Origin of the sequence: Mycobacteroides franklinii (genome assembly GCF_001853795.1) — a bacterium.
Lineage (GTDB): Bacteria > Actinomycetota > Actinomycetes > Mycobacteriales > Mycobacteriaceae > Mycobacterium > Mycobacterium franklinii.
This window is the reverse complement of sequence record NZ_MLIK01000019.1, coordinates 1,188,381-1,204,616: the sequence shown is the minus strand read 5'-3', so window position 1 is coordinate 1,204,616 and position 16,236 is coordinate 1,188,381. Positions and strand designations below refer to the sequence as shown.

The window sequence follows — 16,236 nt, the reverse complement described above, 5'->3', positions numbered from 1 at the left end:
GAACTACCCCTAATTCCCTGTCACATCGGGGCTGTAGTCGTATGTGTACAGTGATGGCCGAAGCATGATGTAGACATTTGACTACACCGCCGGAAACGAAGGGTGGACACACATGAGCCGCGATATTCGAGTGGTGGAGCCGGGCGAATACACATCGCCCGCGCTCCCCCCAGAAATCGACGGGATTCCCTGCGCCGACGGACGAACACTGCCACCCGGCCCGCTGCCCGGCCGACCGTACGCACTGCCCGCAGATCTGCTTGTCGAAGAGCTCGGACCGCTTTTCTACGCGGACTTCGGGGTTTCGCGGCGGCTGTACGCCTGTTCGCTGGATCTGGTCGAGGAGCTCTGCGACGAGACCCGATTCATCAAGGGCATCACCGACCGATTGGATCGGTTCCGTCCCCTTGCGGGCGACGGGCTGTTCACCGCCTACCCGGGCGAGCCGAATTGGCAGAAGGCCCACGATGTCCTGCTCCCCGGCTTCAGCTACAGCGGTCTGCGCAACTATCACCCCGCCATGCTCGATATCAACCGCCAACTCCTCGCCCGCTGGGACGCGAGCACCGACGGCCCGCTTGTGGATGTCGCCGAGGATCTGGCAAAACTGGCCATGGATACCGTCGGCCTGGCCGGGTTCGGCACACGGTTCGATTCCTACCAGCGAGAGGGGCTCGCGCCCGTCCCGCTGAGCTTTGCCCTTGCACTGCAACAGATGCTGGCCCCGGGAGGCGGCGACCAGGATCTGTTCACGGCGGAACAGCAGAAACTACATACCTTCATCGACGCGCTCATCGCTCAGCACGGCAACGATGCTGCCGAGCATGAAAATCTACTGGGGCTCATGCTCGCACCCGGTTCTGAGACACGACCGGCGCTGGAACTGAGCAGCATCCACTCGCAGGTCCTCACGTTCTTGATCGCCGGACAGGACACCACGTCCACGGTGATGCCCACCGCGCTCTACAGCCTGGTCAAAAACCCTGCCGTGCTTCACCGGGCGCAGGCGGAGGTGGACGCGCTGTTCGGGCCGGAAGACGAACACACGCCCACGTTCGACGAGATCGGCAAGCTTCGCTACATCCGCCAAATCGTGGACGAGACATTGAGGCTCTCACCACCGGTCCGCGAATTCGACCGCATGGCCACCGAAGACACCCTGCTCGCGGGGCGTTATCCGGTGCGACAGGGCGAGGTTGTCACCGTCCTCACCACCTCGTTGCACCGGCAGCCGCAATGGGGTGACAACGTGGAAACCTTCGATCCTGACCGGTTCTCACCGGAAAGATCAGCCGGGCGGCCGGTAAACCTGTTCAAGCCCTTTGGCACCGGAGCCCGATCCTGTATCGGACGGCAATTCGCACTGCACGAGGCGACCATGGCGATCGCCACACTGGTACACCGATACCGCTTCATCGACTCCGAGCACTACCAGTTGCGTACCCACAGCGATCTCCTTCGGAAACCCGTCGGCTTCCGAATTGGCTTGGTGCGACGCAGTTCCCAGGACCGCCGGCATGAGCCAACCGCCGCCGCTACCGCCGCACCGCACGAGACGCGACAACCGACGGCCACCGCCAAGCCGGGCTCGACACTGACCGTCTTCCATGGCTCAAATCTCGGTACCTGCCGGGCACTGGCACACCAACTGGCCGATGAAGCCACCGATCTTGGATACCGGACGACCGTCGCTCCCCTGGATGACGCGGTAGAAGCCCTACCCACCGGGGGCGCGATGGTCGTGGTCGCCGCGTCCTACAACGGTCAACCGACCGACGATGCCCGACGGTTTCTCGCCTGGCTCGATAGCGTAAAACCTCACCCGGACAACGGGTTGCGCTACGCAGTCCTCGGAATCGGCGACCGGAACTGGGCTGAGACCTACCAAGCAATACCCAGGAGGATCGACGAAGGTCTCGCCGCATACGGCGGCGCACCGATCCTCCCCCGAGGTGAAGCAGACACCTCCGGCGATTTCGCGGGCACCGTCGAGGCATTTTCGCAAGCCCTGTGGACTTCGTTGGGCAGTGTCACCGGCGCGGACGCGTTCACCGCCCCGCCCGAGGGGCCTCTCTACGAACTACGCGCCATCGACGGGCCCGTGACGGCGGCGATCGATGCCCGGTTCGAGGTGGTGCCGATGACCGTCCTGGACAACCGCGAATTGGTCAGCGCCGACAATTCTCTGGGGCAGGCCAAGCGGCTGGTACGTATCGCACTGCCCGACGACATCGATTACCGCACAGGCGATCATCTCACCGTCCTCGCAGACAACCAGCCCGAGATAGTGGATAAGGCCGCAGAACTGCTCGGTCTCGTACTCGACCGACGGATATCGGTCAATGCCCGGCGTAGCACCCGCCGGGCGATCGCCCTGGACCGTGAGGTGAGCGTGCGGGAGCTACTGACCCACTTCCTCGAGCTACGCAAACCGGCCACGAGAACCCAACTGCTTCGGCTAGCGGCGGCGAATCCCTGCCCGCCGGAACGGGCCGCGCTGGAGGCACTCGCCACACATCCGGAAACTCGCTCGCTCGGTATCGCAGGGTGTCTACTCGAGTTCCCCGCCACCAAGTTGTCACGGGCCGAACTGCTTGAACTACTCGAACCGATGACCCCACGGCACTATTCGATCGCTTCCTCAAACCGGCAAAGTCCGAGAGTCGTCGAGCTGGTCGTCAGCGTGCTCGACGCCCCAGCCAGGTCAGGGTTCGGAGATTTTCAGGGGGTCGCCTCCAACTATCTGGCCAACGTCCAACCGGGGCAACATATCCGGGCTCGGGTTGACCAAGCCCGGCAAGCCTTCCGGGCAGGGGCCGCCCCCTCCCGGAATGTCATCCTCGTCAGCGCCGGTACCGGAGTCGCACCGTTCCGTGGCTTTGTCGGTGACCGGCTGGCCGCGCTGGACGCCGGTGAGCCGTTCGCCCCGGCACTGTGCTTCTTCGGCATTCGACACCCCGAGGTGGACTATCTCTTCCGCGAGGAGTTCGAGGCCGCGGAGCGGTCCGGCGTGGTCCAGATGCGCCCGGCCTTCTCCCGCGCATCTGAGAACGGTGTCAAGTACGTACAAGACCGGATTGCCGCCGACGCGGACGACATCTGGGATCTGCTCGGCGATCCGGCCAAACAGACGCATGTGTACGTCTGTGGTGATGGCGGCAAGATGGCCCCCGCCGTCCGAGATGCGTTCTTGCATATCTACCGGGAACACACTGGTGCGGACGAGTCGCAGGCCCGGGACTGGCTCATCGAACTCGTCGAAACCGATCGCTATGTCGAGGATGTCTGGACAGAGTGAGGCGTACGCCGGTCTCCTAGCCCCGCCCCGACCCGGCGTGTGCTCCTTGCCATTCCCACCACCCGCGTTCAAGTGGGAGAGTAGCTCGATGCGCAGACGCACCTTCCTTCGTTCGAGCTCTGTGGCACTACCGGCCGCAGCACTGGGTCTCGGCATGCCCGCGAGCGCACATGCCGACGTCCGGCCTACCGGGTCAATCACATACCCGTTCAGCGCAATCCACGTGCCGGCCACCAGCGCGCCCTGGACGCTCGAACCGGATCGCGCAGTGCTGCTGGTCCACGACATGCAGCACTACTTCATCAAGGCGTATGCGCCGCAGTCTGATCCCATCGTGACAGTGCTCGAGAACATCAAGAGCCTGCTCGATACCGCACACACGCACCAGGTACCGGTGTACTACTCGGCACAACCCGGAGGCATGACGAAAGAGCAACGCGGGCTCTTCGGCCAGCTCTACGGCCCCGGCATGCCGGACGACGACGCCGAGCGGGCCATCGTCGATCCGCTCGAGCCGACGGCCGCCGATACCGTTCTCACCAAATGGAAGTACAGCGAGTTCTTTCGTTCCGATCTCCTGGACATCCTGCGCAACGCCAACCGGGACCAGTTGATCATCGCGGGCGTCTACGCCTTCTCGGGGATCACCGCTACGTCCACCGATGCCATCCAGAACGACATCCAGGCCTTCATCGTCTCCGACGCGGTGGCGGACTACACCTCAACGGGACACAACCAGGCGCTGGCCTGGTGCGCGGAGCGGACGGCGAGAATCTTGACCACACGGTCAGCGCTGGGCGCACTGAACAATTCGTGATCTCCCGCCGATATGACAAAGGCCGCCTGCACACTCATGCAGGCGGCCTTCATGACGTTACTTAGACGAGCGCGGGCACCGTGGCCAGCGCCTGTGCGACACCGGCAACAATCGCCGCGATCTTGAGGGCCTCGAGCACCTGCTCGCGGGTCAGCCCGGCCTCGCGCAGCACCTTCTCGTGTGAACTGACGCAGAAGTGGCAGCCGTTGATGGTCGACACCGCGAAGGACCACAGCTCGAACTCGGCCTTGTCAACACCGGGGTTACCGATGATGTTCATCCGCAGCCCCGGGCGCAGGTCGTCATAGGCGCCATCGAGGAAACCACGACCGCGGTAGAACACGTTGGTCATCGCCATGATGGATGCGGCGCCCAACGCCGCATCGAGAGCCTCGGGGGCCAAGATGCCCGCCGCCTCCTCGCGAATCTCCTTGAACACCTGCTCGTTCCGGGTGGCAGCCGCCGTGGCGACGAGGGTGCCCCAGAGCTGGCTCGGGGACAGCACGGTGCCACGGGCGACCGTACCCAAGTTGAGCTTGAGGTCCTTGGCGTACTCCGGCAGCGCTTCCTTCAGGTTGTCAATGCCCATGCTCAGACACCCGCGCTCATCAGCTCGCCCGCGTCAATCGTCGGGTCGCCCTTGCGCCAGTTGCAGGCGCACAGCTCGTCGGACTGCAGTGCGTCCAGCACACGGAGGACCTCTTCCACATTGCGGCCCACCGAACCGGCTGTGACAGAGACGAACTGGATGATGTTGTCGGGGTCGACGATGAAGGTGGCGCGGTCGGCGACACCATCGGAGTTCAGCACGCCCGCGGCCTCGGCCAGCTCGCGCTTGAGGTCGCTGAGCATCGGGAACGGGAGGGTCTTGAGGTCCTCGTGCTGCGCGCGCCACTGGAAGTGCACGAACTCGTTGTCCACGGAGGCGCCCAGCACCTGGGTGTCGCGGTCGGCGAACTCGTCGTTCAGACGACCGAACGCGGCGATCTCGGTGGGGCACACAAAGGTGAAGTCCTTGGGCCAGAAGAAGATCACGCGCCACTTGCCGGGGTGGTCGTCGCTGGTGACAGTGGTGAAGTAGTCGTCGGGCTGCTGCGCGTTCACCTTCGACAGATCGCCGCCGATGACCGCAGTCAGGTTGTAGGCCGGGAATTCATCGCCGATGGTCCGCAGAGTCACGATTCTCCTTCATGTATTCGCTGAATGCTTACTGGCACCATCGTGCCGGAAATTCTTCCAAAACAAAACGTGATTGTTGGCACTATATTGATAGGTATGTCCGATCGTAGTTATCAGCCGACAGTGGTCGGCCTGCGCGCTTTTGTGGCTATCGCACGTAAACGCCATTTCGGAAGCGCGGCCGCCGAGCTTGGCGTGAGCCAGCCCTCGCTATCGCAGGCCCTGTCCATGCTCGAAGAAGGACTCGGCGTGCGGCTTGTTGAACGCAACACCCGCAAGGTGCTGCTCACCCCCGAGGGCGAGGCGCTCCTGGAGAAGGCCATCGCCGCGCTTACCGCGGTGGACGAATTCACCTCTGCGGCAAGCGGCGTGCGCGACCCGTTTGCCCAGACGCTGCGACTGGGCCTGATCCCCACGGTGGCGCCCTACGTGCTGCCCATGGTGCTCAGCGGTCTGGCCCGCGAGTTCCCCGAGATGTCACTGCGGGTCACCGAGGACCAGACCGGACGGCTACTGCGGTCGCTCACCGATGGATCCCTGGACGTGGCGGTGATGGCCTTGCCCGCGCAAACCCAGGGCATGGCCGAAATTCCGATGTACCGGGAGGACTTCGTCCTTGCCCTACCGTCCGGACATCCGCTCGCCGGCAGCCGCGCGGTCAATCCCGCGGTGCTTGCCGACATGCCGTTGTTGTTGCTGGATGAGGGTCATTGCCTACGCGATCAGGCCCTGGAGGTGTGCCAGCTCGCCGGGGTGCGTCCCGATCTCGGCCACACCCGCGCCGCCTCCCTGGCCACCGCCGTGCAATGTGTCGAGGGCGGCCTCGGGGTCACCCTGATCCCCGGCACCGCCGTCACCGCGGAAACCGCGAGCGGCGGACTGGCGACGGCCACCTTCGCCGATCCGGTGCCGGGCCGCCGAATCGGTTTGGTGTACCGGGCGACCAGTGGGCGTGAGGACGCCTATCAGCGCCTCGCCGAACTGCTCACACAGTTGGTCTCGGCGGTACACCCGGTGACGGCCGATATGGCCTAACGCCAGCGTCCGAGGATCTCCTCGGCCCGCGTCGACAGCGCTCGCTGAAGGAACGGGCCGAAGCTGATCCGTCCGACCCCCAGCGGGCCAAACGACGCCGGATCGTCAACGTCCGGGAGCGCGATGGCGTTCACCGGAAGAGGCAGTTCAGATGTCAAGCGCCGCTGCACATCCGGCTCATGACGACCCACCGGATACAGGGAGTCGGCGCCCGCATCGGCGGCCAACTTCAGTCGCGCGATGGCCCGATCCACCCGATCCGACTCGTCGCCGATCTGCCGAAGGAGGATGTCGGTACGCGCATTGATCACCACCGGGACACCCGCCTGGTCGGCCGCGACCCGAAGCGCGGCAACAAGATCCGCATGCTCCTGGGGCTCACGAATCCGTCCGCCCTCGCTGTGCACGGAGTCCTCGATGTTCAGGCCGACGGCGCCCGCTTCGATCAGTCCTTCGATGAGACGCTGCGGCGTCTGCGCATAGCCGGACTCGATATCCACCGACACCGGCAGATCCACCGCCGCCGTGATCTGCGAGACCCGCGCCACCACATCGTCGAACGACATGCCCTCCGCGTCCGCCTTGCCCACAGAATCGGCCAGCGGATGCGAGCCCACCGTCAGCGCGGAGAATCCGGCATCCGCGGCCAGCTTGGCCGACCACGCATCCCACACCGTCGGCAGAAATACCGGATCACCGGGAACATGCAGAGACTTCAGCAGGGCGGCCTTGGCAGCGAGATCGTTGGACATGCCTACATCCAACCGCGCCCGGCTCGGATTTACTCCACCAATCCGCCCGCGGAGCCACGGCGTGCCATGAGATGCACGACCGCATCCCGCATGTGCTCCTCGATCAGTCGATAGGCGGCCGGTGTGTCCCCGGCACCGATCGCCGCGCAGAGCACCTCGTGCTCACGAACCTGCTCTCCGAGGTCCGCATAGGTGCCCTGTAACTCACCCAGCAGCATCCGCGTCTCCAACAGCAACGTGCGCATGGCGCGGCGCAGCCGTGGGCTTCCCGAGCAGTCGACCAGGACCTCGTGAAACTCCTGATCAGCGTCGGTGACGGCGACGACGTCGCCGCGAGCGGCGGCCTCGGTCATCACGGCCACCGGCACGAGCAGACGCCGGTACGCGGTGACGGTATCGCCGGACATGATGCACTCCAGCGCCGCGCGCTCGATAGCGGCCCGCGACCGGTAGACGTCGTGCACGTCTTCGTCGGTGAGCTCGATGACGAAGATGCCGCGATTGCGTTCACTGCGCAACAAACCCTCGGACACCAGGCGCTGCATCGCTTCACGTAGCGGCCCACGAGACACCGCGAACTGCGCCGCCAGTGATGCCTCGCCCAATTGGGCGCCGGGCGCCAGGACACCGCGCATGATCGCGATCCGCAACCGCTCCGCGATCAGCTCCGCGGTCGACTGCCGTTCCAGGGGTGCGAACTCCTCAGGTACCAGCGTCGTCATGTCGTCTCCTGAAAAGCCGCCCCAAACCCGGGAAATCGGGCACCTCTTTGATTAATCGCAAACCTTCCCACACCGTCACCTGGTTCGCGGTCAATACCACCTTGCCCAGCCGCGACTCGAGCCGCTCGACATGCGCGATGGTGTGCATGGCGGTGTCCGGGATCAGCAGCGCCTCCGCATCTGCGTGATCGTTGGCATCGGCCAGCTCGTCGACCTGGTCGGAGGTAAGCCGGCCTACCTCCGCGGCGGTGTCGATGCCCGCCTCGCCCATCGACACCACCTCGATATCGTGCGCGGCCAGAAATGCGACGAACAACTCGGCGATATCGCGTGGATAGCTCGCAGCCACGGCTACCTTCGAAACACCCAGGGCGGCTGCGGCATTGACAAAAGCGAAGGACGTGCTGGAGGCCGGAGTGCCGCTGCGCTCCGACAGACCCGCGACCTGCTCGGCCGCGCCCCGCGGGCCGTAGACAAAGCTGCCCGAGGTGCAGGCCCATACGACGGCGCCCGGCTCGTGAGGGCGTAGCAACCGAGCCCCCTCGGCGAGCTTCTCGGGGCTACCCAGGTCGAGCAACTCGGGAACCGCGTGCAGATCGGTGCCATAGATGTGCACAACAGGGAAGTTCATATCGAGCTGCCGCGCCACCAGCGGGTAATCCGACTCGGCCGCGTGATCCGGGTAGATGAACCCCACCGTCGGTGTCAGTGGCCGTCCCTCGGACAACATCAGGTACCTCCTCCGAATACGTCGCGGAGCCATCGTCCGGGCCCCATCATGGGAAGACTCATCCGGTCCAGACAGGCCCAGATGGTCAGTTGGTTGGCGGTCAATACCGGCTTGCCCAGCAGCCGTTCCAGCGGATCGATCACGTCGTAGGTGCGCAGATTGGTACAGCTGACGAAGATCGCCTCGGCATCGGCGGTGTCAGCGGCCAGAATCCGTTCGGCAACGGTGCGATAGTTGACCTTCCAGATGCCCCCGCCCAAACCCAAATGGTCGGTGCGCACCACCGTTACTCCCAACTCCCCCAGGAACTTTGCCAGCAGTTCGGTCAGCTCAGCGTCATACGGGGTGATGACGCTGATCCTATTGATGTTCAGCGCGGTCACCGCTTCGGCCAACGCCCCCGAGGTGGTGACGGCGGACTTGGCGCCCGCTGCCATGATGGCCTGGACCAGTTCACGCTCGTGCTCGACACCACGGATGAAACTTCCCGAGGTGCACAGGTAGGCAACAACTTCGGGCTCCACATGCAATACATCGCGAGTGGCCGCTTGCAGGTGGGAGGTGTTCGACACCAGCTCGGCCATGGCCCGGCTCACCGGTACCGGCTCGTACGGCGTCCGTGCCAGGTGCAGTGACACCTCTGCCGGCACCCATCGCCACAGCTCACGTTCCAGCGCGAGATCGAAGGGGGCGATGATGCCGATACCACGCTGGTCAGCCGACTCCGCGAAGTCGGGAAGAGACGAGAAATCCACCGGCAGGACCTAACACTCGCAGCATCGCTCTACGCCTGAGCCAGACCTGGTCATTTCCGACGCTCTTCGCGCAAGCAGCTCATCGCAACTCAGATTGTTGACAATCATACGATATCTTCATACCGTGTCAACGTGAGCGCCCGACGGATTGTCGCGGATGAGCAGCTTGCGCGAAGACAGATAGCCATGGATGACCAGCCTGCGCATAAACCAGTAACAGCCGTGCAGCACGCCCCGAATTCGGTTCCGGATCGTCTCGCACCCGTGGCCGAGGCCGCTGAGCTACGGCTGGTGGAATCCGACCACTTGGCGACGGCGCTCCCCGGCGCCGAGATTCTGTTCGTGTACGACTTCCGTTCGACCGCACTACGCGAAACATGGTCCGCCGCCGACTCACTGCGCTGGGTGCACATCGCCTCGACAGGCGTCGATCCGGTGTTGTTCGATGAGCTCGTCGAAAGCGACGTGGTGCTCACCAATTCACGTGGCCTCTTCGAGCGCCCCATCGCCGAGTACGTGTTGGCACAAATTCTGGCCTTCGCCAAGGATATTCGCCGTTCCACCCGGGCGCAGGCCGCACTGAGCTGGCGCCACTTCGGATCGGAGTCCATCGACGGTGTACCGGTGGCAGTGCTCGGCACCGGACCGATCGGCCAGGCGATCGCCACACTCCTGACCGCCGTGGGAATGCAGGTCACGCTGCTCGGTCGCGCCGAATCCGCCGACTTGCCTTCACATGTGGGCGATGTCGAATACCTGGTGCTGGCCGCACCCCTCACCGCCCAAACACATGCCGTCGTCAACGCCCGCGTCCTCTCGGCGATGCGACCGACCGCCCGGCTGATCAACGTGGGCCGCGGTGAGCTGGTGGGTACCTGGGATCTGGTATCCGCACTGAACCGGGGCACCATCGCCGGAGCCGCACTGGATGTCACCGATCCCGAACCACTGCCGGTGGGACATCCGTTGTGGCGCACGCCGAACACCCACATCACCCCGCACAACAGTGGTGATGTCCACGGTTGGTCCGATCGCCTGCAGGACCAATTCGTCACCAACTTCGAGCGCTATCTCCGGGGCGAAAAACTTCTGAATATCGTCAACAAGAACAGGATGCACGGCAATGCATAAACCGACCGACCCCACCGAGATGACGGCCCTGGAGCTGGTGGCCGCGTACACCTCGGGAGAGCTGTCTCCGGTGGAGGCCACGGCGGCGGTGTTGTCCAAAATTGCCCAAACCGACAGCACCATCAATGCGTACTGCCTTGTCGACGAGGAAGCTGCCCTGGCGGCGGCCACCGAATCCGAGGAACGGTGGCGGGGCCACTACACCCGCGGCCTACTCGACGGTGTGCCGATCTCCATCAAGGACGTCTTTCTCACGCGGCGCTGGCCCACCCTGCGCGGCTCTGGGCTGATCGATCCCGCCGGACCGTGGGATGTGGACAGCCCTGCGGTAGAACGCATCCGGGCCGACGGCATGGTCATGGTCGGCAAGACCACCACTCCCGAGTTCGCCTGGAAGGGCGTCACCGACAGCCATCAGCGCGGGATCACCCACAATCCGGCAGATCCACGCCGCACTGCCGGCGGCTCTTCGGGCGGCAGCGCGGCGGCGGTGGCCGCCGGCATGGCACCGATGTCCATCGGCACCGACGGCGGAGGCAGCGTCCGGATACCCGCCAGCTTCTGCGGTGTGGTGGGCTTCAAGCCCACCCACGGTCGCATCCCGATGTACCCGATCAGCCCGTTCGGTCCGCTCGCTCACGGTGGGCCAATTACCCGAACGGTGGAAGACGCTGCGCTGCTTATGGACATCATCAGCCTGCCCGACCATCGCGACCCCACCTCACTGTCGCCGACCCTCACCACCTACCGCTCACAGGTGTATCGCGACATGACCGGTCTGGATATCGCCTACTCGCCCACACTCGGTTACGTCGATGTCGACCCCGAGGTGGCCGACCTGGTCGAGAACGCGGTGAACGCACTCAACGAAGCGGGCCTGCCGGTGACGCGCGCAGACCCGGGCTTCAGCGACCCGATCGACGAATTCGAAACCCTATGGGCTGCAGGCGCGGCGGCCAGTCTGAATAACTATGGCACCCTTGACGACGTGCGTGCGGATATCGACCCCGGGCTGGCTCAGATGTGGGACACCGGAACCGGCGCCTCGGCCACCGAGTACCTGGCAGCGCGTAACACGTGTGTCCAATTGGGTGTCACCATGGGCGCATTCCATGAGATGCACAATGTGCTGATCACCCCGACGGTGCCGATTCCCGCGTTCCCGCTGGGTGCCGACGTCCCGCCGAACTCCGGAATGCGCTGGTGGGCGCAGTGGACACCATTCACCTACCCGTTCAACATGACTCAGCAACCCGCCTTGTCGATTCCGGTGGGCAAAACCTCGCAGGGGCTACCGGTCGGCATGCAGATCGTGGGCCCGCGGCACAGCGACGACCTGGTGCTGGCGGTGGGCCATTTCGCCGAGCGGGTGCTCGCGGGCTAGGCCCGCGCAAAGGCCAGCTGCTCGCCCTGAACTCCGGTCAGCCACAGATCCTGGCAGGCTGCGGCGATATCGCCCAGCCCCTCTTCGATGGTCGCGAAGACGTTTCCGGGTACCCAGCCGGCATCACCGTTGATCAGCAGGTTGTTCCGGCCGTAGAAGATCGCCAGATCCGTGGCGCCCTGTGCCGAATGTGCTTCCGATCCAGGCTCGTACCCGTAGGCGGGGTTACCGATTTCCCACGGCTCGAAACCGAAGAAGCACACGTCACCGGGTATCGGCGTGATGGTCGGGTTTTCCCGTCCGGGTGCCGGGAGTAGTGGCGGCAGCAGGGTGTACACCTCGTTGCGCGCATACTTGGCGTGATAGGCCTGCCCCACGGCCGGGAGCGAATTCCACACCGTTTCACAGGTTCTCGGGGCCTCGGCGTCCAGCAGTCGGGCACGGCAGGTGACACCCCGCTTGGTCAGCGTGATGGAGATGTAGCGATCCATCACAGCCCCGCCACCACGGTGTTCCAGATGCCGAGTGCATCGGATATCTGGTCGGCCGTGACCACCAGCGGCGGAATCATCCGCACCACATTCATATGCGGACCGCACATGAGCAACAGCAGGCCATCTTCAGCAGCCGCTGCTTGCGCCCGCGCCGCCAGCTGTGGCGCAGGCCGGCCATCCCGGCTGAACTCCACACCGACCATCAATCCGAGTCCACGCACATCGCCATCAATTCCCCTGTCGGCGGCAATCTTTCGTGCGCCGTCGAGAAGTTCCTGACCGCGCGCCCGCGCATTCTCGACAAGCCGCTCCTCATCGATCACATCGAGGGTCGCCAGCGCAGCCGCACACGCCACCGCATTGGCTCCGTAGGTACCGCCCTGCGAACCGGGCCAGGCACGCCCCATCAACTGGGCGGAGGCCGCGATGCCCGAGATGGGGAATCCGCTCGCGATCCCCTTGGCCATCACCAGAATGTCTGGGGTGACACCGAAATGCTGATGGCCGAAATACGCTCCAGTACGTCCGAATCCGGTTTGTACCTCGTCGAGCACCACGAGGATGCCGTGCTCGCGTGCGCGCTCGGCAACGCCGGTGAGGAACTCGGTGTTGGCAGGGATGTACCCGCCCTCGCCGAGTACCGGCTCGATGACCATCGCCGCCACCTGATTGGGTGCCGTCGCTGTCGCGAAGAGGTAGTCCAGCTCTTGCAATGCGAATCGAGTGGCCTCAGCCTCGCTCCAGCCGTACCGGTACGCCGTCGGGAATGGGGCGCTGTAAACACCCGCCATCAGCGGGCCGATACCCGAGGAGAATCGCGGGCCCGACGTGGTCATGGTGGCGGCGGCCAATGTGCGTCCGTGAAATCCGCCCTGGAATACCACGATATTGGGGCGGCCAGTGGCTTGGCGTGCCAGCCGCACGGCGGCCTCGATGGCCTCACTGCCGGAGTTGGCGAAGAACAGTGAATCCAGGTTCGGAGGCAGCACCTCGCCGAGGCGCCGCACCAGATTCTGCAGCGGGCGGTGCATCACGGTGGTGTATTGCCCGTGGATGAGCGTGGCCACCTGCCGCTGCGCGGCCTCGACCACCCGCGGATGGCAGTGACCGGTGCTCACCACGCCGATTCCCGCGGTGAAATCCAGATATTCGCGGTCTCTTTCGTCGTACAGATAGCAACCCTGACCTCGCGCTGCCACCACCGGGGTGGCCTGCTTGAGAATGGGCGATAGCGCGGTTGCGGATGAGCCGCTTGCGCGAAGACCAACAGTCACGGCATCCCTCCATCGATACACTCGGAACTATTGTCGATTGTTGACAATCTCCCTAGCATGGTGGCATGCATCCCGGCACAGTGTCTACCCCCCTGTCGGCCAGCTCTTCGGTGGTCGCCAATGCCCTTACCCACCAGGACGGCCACGGCCCCACGTTCCCCGTCGTGGATCCCGCTACCGAGGAAGTGCTGGCCGACGTCGCCGATATGAATGGCTCCGCAGCACTCACCGCGCTGGACAATGCCGTTGCCGCCCAACAAACCTGGGCCGCCACCACACCACAGCAGCGTTCCGATGTGTTGATGCGCGCCTACACCCTGATGATCCAGCGCACCGAAGACCTGGCCCTGCTCATGACCCTGGAAATGGGCAAGCCACTGACCGAATCGCGCGGCGAAGTCGCCTACGCGGCAGAGTTTTTCCGCTGGTTCGCCGGCGAAGCCGTACGCCTGGACGGCGGCGTGATGCTGGCACCCGACGGCCAGTCACGGTTGATCGTGACGCACCGCCCGGTAGGACCAAGCCTGCTGATCACCCCGTGGAATTTCCCACTGGCCATGGGGACCCGCAAGATCGGCCCCGCATTGGCCGCGGGCTGCACGTGCCTGGTCAAACCGGCCGAGCAGACACCGCTATCGATGCTCGCCCTCCTGGGGATCCTGCGTGAGGCCGGCGTACCCGAGGGGGTGGTCTCGGTCATCACCACCGCCGACCCCGGCGCGACCATGGCGCCGCTGCTCGCCGATCCGCGGGTCCGCAAGCTCTCGTTCACCGGATCCACCGAGGTGGGCCGCTATCTACTCGCGCAGTGTGCCGCAACCGTCAAACGCACCTCGATGGAGCTGGGCGGAAACGCGCCCTTCATCGTCTTTGACGACGCCGACCCGGACGAGGCCGCCGCCGGCGCGCTGATCGCGAAGATGCGCAATATCGGGCAGGCCTGTACCGCCGCCAACCGCATCTACGTGCAGCGTGGCATCGCCGGGCCGTTCACCGAAGCGCTCACCGCGAAGATGTCGGCGTTGCGCATGGGTCGCGGTACCGAGCAGGGCGTGGACGTGGGCCCGCTCATCGACCCCGATGCCGTGTCCAAGGCCGATCGGCTGGTCACTGACGCCCGCAAGCGTGGTGCCACAGTGAGATTGGGTGGCGAGGCGCCCGGTGGCACCGGGTACTTCTATCCGCCGTCGGTATTGATCGATGTGCCCGATGACAGCGACATGATGCGTACGGAGATCTTCGCCCCCGTCGCCGCGATAGCGAGCTTCGAGACCGAGGAAGAAGTGATCGCACGCGCCAATGATTCCGAATTTGGTTTAGTGGCATACCTTTACACCAATGACACCCGCCGCGGATGGCGTGTGTCCGAGGCACTGGAGACCGGTATGGTTGGCCTGAACCGACCCGTCGTGTCCACTCCTGCCGCACCATTCGGGGGTGTGAAACAGTCCGGAATAGGACGCGAAGGGGGATTCGCGGGAATCGAGGAGTTCATGGAGACCAAGTACATCGGCGCGGCCGTATGAGCGGCCGGATGCGAGTAGCCACCATCCCGGGCGACGGCATCGGCGTCGATGTCACCCGGGAAGCGGTCAAGGTGATGGATGCCGCCACCGGCGGCAGAATCGAATGGACCGAATTCGACTACTCCTGTGAGCGATACGCCAAGACCGGAGCGATGATGCCGGCCGACGCTCCGGCGACGTTGGCCTCGTTCGACGCGATTCTGCTTGGCGCCGTGGGATACCCGGGCGTCCCCGATGACGTGTCGTTGTGGGGCCTGCTGATCCCACTGCGGCGCGCGTTCAACCAATACGTGAACCTGCGGCCAGTACGTCTATTGCCCGGAATCGCCTCGCCCCTGGCCGGAGTTTCCGCGGACGCCCTCTCGATGGTCATCGTCCGCGAGAACTCCGAGGGGGAATACTCCACCATCGGTGGCGTACACAATCGCGGCAATCAACACGAATTCGCATTGCAGGAGTCGGTTTTCACCCGTATCGGATGCGAGCGAATCATCCGGTACGCATTCGAACTGGCCGCCTCGGCGGGGTTCCGCGTCTGCTCGGCGACCAAGTCGAACGGCATCATTCATTCAATGCCTTACTGGGACAGCATCTTCAATCAGATAGCAGCCGAGTACCCGCAGATACCGTCCATGTCGATGCACGTCGATGCCCTCGCCGCGCGCATGGTGAGCGACCCCGGAAGCCTGGATGTCATCGTCGCTTCCAACCTCTTTGGCGACATCTTGTCCGATCTGGCGGCAGCGGTCACCGGAGGACTCGGGCTCGCGGCATCCGGAAACATCAATCCGGAACGCACAGCCATCTCCATGTTCGAATCGGTGCACGGCTCGGCCCCCGATATTGCCGGGCAGGGCATCGCGAATCCCGTCGCGCAGATACTCGCCGGCGCAATGCTCCTGGACCATCTCAACGAGTCCGGCACCGCCAACAAGATCCGCCGGGCCGTCGACCAGGTACTGGCAGAAGGTCGCGTACGTACGCCGGATCTCGGCGGTACCGCCACCACCGAACAGCTCGGCACAGCAATCGCGGAATCCGCCCGGTGATCTTGAATTAACCAAAGACATCAGTGACTTGTGTCACTTCCCGTTCGGATGTCCTGGCAAGATGGGTGTCGTAGCCTGTGATCCACGACA

The 16,236-nt window shown here is 64.5% G+C and carries 15 protein-coding genes; 7 read left to right on the top strand and 8 right to left on the bottom strand.

Annotated elements, in window-relative coordinates; translation table 11 throughout:
- Positions 1–112 precede the first annotated feature (112 nt).
- Both BKG76_RS13515 and BKG76_RS13510 read left to right on the top strand, forming a co-directional pair.
- Complete coding sequence (locus BKG76_RS13515; protein WP_070938091.1) at positions 113–3,298, top strand: bifunctional cytochrome P450/NADPH--P450 reductase; 3,186 nt, start codon at positions 113–115, stop codon at positions 3,296–3,298.
- An 88-nt stretch (positions 3,299–3,386) separates the two neighbouring features.
- Positions 3,387–4,115: an isochorismatase family protein gene (locus BKG76_RS13510; RefSeq protein ID WP_070938090.1), complete on the top strand. Its 729-nt coding sequence runs from the start codon at positions 3,387–3,389 to the stop codon at positions 4,113–4,115.
- Positions 4,116–4,176: 61 nt separating this feature from the next.
- Here the strand turns inward: BKG76_RS13510 and BKG76_RS13505 are convergent, their stop codons facing one another.
- Together BKG76_RS13505 and BKG76_RS13500 are read right to left on the bottom strand one after the other, a co-directional pair.
- A complete protein-coding gene (locus tag BKG76_RS13505; RefSeq protein ID WP_070938089.1) occupies positions 4,177–4,704 on the bottom strand; it encodes a carboxymuconolactone decarboxylase family protein in 528 nt (175 codons plus the stop codon).
- Between the two features lie 2 nt (positions 4,705–4,706).
- Positions 4,707–5,294 carry a peroxiredoxin gene (locus BKG76_RS13500; protein WP_070938088.1) on the bottom strand — a complete coding sequence of 196 codons (588 nt, stop codon included), beginning with the start codon at positions 5,292–5,294 and terminating at the stop codon, positions 4,707–4,709.
- 96 nt (positions 5,295–5,390) lie between these two features.
- On the opposite strand from BKG76_RS13500, the gene BKG76_RS13495 reads away from it, so the two are divergent.
- Positions 5,391–6,329 (top strand): hydrogen peroxide-inducible genes activator, encoded by a 939-nt coding sequence (locus tag BKG76_RS13495; protein ID WP_070938087.1) that lies wholly within the window; start codon positions 5,391–5,393, stop codon positions 6,327–6,329.
- On the opposite strand, the gene BKG76_RS13490 is transcribed toward BKG76_RS13495, so the two are convergent.
- From BKG76_RS13490 to BKG76_RS13475, 4 genes are read right to left on the bottom strand one after another with little or no spacing between them, the layout of a single operon-like run.
- Complete coding sequence (locus BKG76_RS13490; protein WP_070938086.1) at positions 6,326–7,081, bottom strand: isocitrate lyase/PEP mutase family protein; 756 nt, start codon at positions 7,079–7,081, stop codon at positions 6,326–6,328. The genes BKG76_RS13495 and BKG76_RS13490 overlap by 4 nt on opposite strands.
- A gap of 29 nt (positions 7,082–7,110) precedes the next feature.
- A complete protein-coding gene (locus tag BKG76_RS13485; RefSeq protein ID WP_070938085.1) occupies positions 7,111–7,803 on the bottom strand; it encodes a GntR family transcriptional regulator in 693 nt (230 codons plus the stop codon).
- The gene (locus BKG76_RS13480; protein WP_070938084.1) at positions 7,784–8,533 is read right to left on the bottom strand and encodes a maleate cis-trans isomerase family protein; all 750 of its coding nucleotides are present in this window, start codon (positions 8,531–8,533) and stop codon (positions 7,784–7,786) included. Before BKG76_RS13480 ends, BKG76_RS13485 begins: the two co-directional genes overlap by 20 nt.
- On the bottom strand, positions 8,533–9,288 hold the full coding sequence (locus BKG76_RS13475; protein WP_070938083.1) for a maleate cis-trans isomerase family protein: 756 nt from the start codon (positions 9,286–9,288) through the stop codon (positions 8,533–8,535). Before BKG76_RS13475 ends, BKG76_RS13480 begins: the two co-directional genes overlap by 1 nt.
- 186 nt (positions 9,289–9,474) lie before the next feature.
- Here BKG76_RS13475 and BKG76_RS13470 point away from each other — a divergent pair, with 186 nt between their 5' ends.
- Both BKG76_RS13470 and BKG76_RS13465 read left to right on the top strand, forming a co-directional pair.
- On the top strand, positions 9,475–10,419 hold the full coding sequence (locus BKG76_RS13470) for a D-2-hydroxyacid dehydrogenase (RefSeq protein WP_070938082.1): 945 nt from the start codon (positions 9,475–9,477) through the stop codon (positions 10,417–10,419).
- Entirely contained in the window at positions 10,412–11,803 is a 1,392-nt protein-coding gene (locus BKG76_RS13465) for an amidase (RefSeq protein WP_070938081.1), read from the top strand. The genes BKG76_RS13470 and BKG76_RS13465 overlap by 8 nt, the downstream gene beginning before the upstream one ends.
- Here the strand turns inward: BKG76_RS13465 and BKG76_RS13460 are convergent.
- Complete coding sequence (locus tag BKG76_RS13460) at positions 11,800–12,294, bottom strand: DUF3830 family protein (protein ID WP_070938080.1); 495 nt, start codon at positions 12,292–12,294, stop codon at positions 11,800–11,802. The two genes, BKG76_RS13465 and BKG76_RS13460, sit on opposite strands and share 4 nt — an antisense overlap.
- Entirely contained in the window at positions 12,294–13,571 is a 1,278-nt protein-coding gene (locus BKG76_RS13455; RefSeq protein WP_070938079.1) for an aspartate aminotransferase family protein, read from the bottom strand. The genes BKG76_RS13460 and BKG76_RS13455 overlap by 1 nt, the downstream gene beginning before the upstream one ends.
- Positions 13,572–13,681: 110 nt before the next feature.
- On the opposite strand from BKG76_RS13455, the gene BKG76_RS13450 reads away from it, so the two are divergent.
- Together BKG76_RS13450 and BKG76_RS13445 are read left to right on the top strand one after the other, a co-directional pair.
- Positions 13,682–15,097 (top strand): NAD-dependent succinate-semialdehyde dehydrogenase, encoded by a 1,416-nt coding sequence (locus BKG76_RS13450; RefSeq protein WP_070939206.1) that lies wholly within the window; start codon positions 13,682–13,684, stop codon positions 15,095–15,097.
- The gene (locus tag BKG76_RS13445; RefSeq protein ID WP_070938078.1) at positions 15,094–16,146 is read left to right on the top strand and encodes an isocitrate/isopropylmalate dehydrogenase family protein; all 1,053 of its coding nucleotides are present in this window, start codon (positions 15,094–15,096) and stop codon (positions 16,144–16,146) included. The genes BKG76_RS13450 and BKG76_RS13445 overlap by 4 nt, the downstream gene beginning before the upstream one ends.
- Positions 16,147–16,236: the final 90 nt, after the last annotated feature.

What these genes read in the sequence shown, in the direction of transcription:
- BKG76_RS13480 (WP_070938084.1), bottom strand. Translation starts at nt 8,533, where the DNA reads ATGTTGTCCGAGGGACGGCCACTGACACCGACGGTGGGGTTCATCTAC.
- BKG76_RS13470 (WP_070938082.1), top strand. Translation starts at nt 9,475, where the DNA reads ATGGATGACCAGCCTGCGCATAAACCAGTAACAGCCGTGCAGCACGCC.
- BKG76_RS13495 (WP_070938087.1), top strand. Translation starts at nt 5,391, where the DNA reads ATGTCCGATCGTAGTTATCAGCCGACAGTGGTCGGCCTGCGCGCTTTT.
- BKG76_RS13460 (WP_070938080.1), bottom strand. Translation starts at nt 12,294, where the DNA reads ATGGATCGCTACATCTCCATCACGCTGACCAAGCGGGGTGTCACCTGC.
- BKG76_RS13490 (WP_070938086.1), bottom strand. Translation starts at nt 7,081, where the DNA reads ATGTCCAACGATCTCGCTGCCAAGGCCGCCCTGCTGAAGTCTCTGCAT.
- BKG76_RS13510 (WP_070938090.1), top strand. Translation starts at nt 3,387, where the DNA reads ATGCGCAGACGCACCTTCCTTCGTTCGAGCTCTGTGGCACTACCGGCC.
- BKG76_RS13465 (WP_070938081.1), top strand. Translation starts at nt 10,412, where the DNA reads ATGCATAAACCGACCGACCCCACCGAGATGACGGCCCTGGAGCTGGTG.
- BKG76_RS13485 (WP_070938085.1), bottom strand. Translation starts at nt 7,803, where the DNA reads ATGACGACGCTGGTACCTGAGGAGTTCGCACCCCTGGAACGGCAGTCG.
- BKG76_RS13505 (WP_070938089.1), bottom strand. Translation starts at nt 4,704, where the DNA reads ATGGGCATTGACAACCTGAAGGAAGCGCTGCCGGAGTACGCCAAGGAC.
- BKG76_RS13445 (WP_070938078.1), top strand. Translation starts at nt 15,094, where the DNA reads ATGAGCGGCCGGATGCGAGTAGCCACCATCCCGGGCGACGGCATCGGC.
- BKG76_RS13515 (WP_070938091.1), top strand. Translation starts at nt 113, where the DNA reads ATGAGCCGCGATATTCGAGTGGTGGAGCCGGGCGAATACACATCGCCC.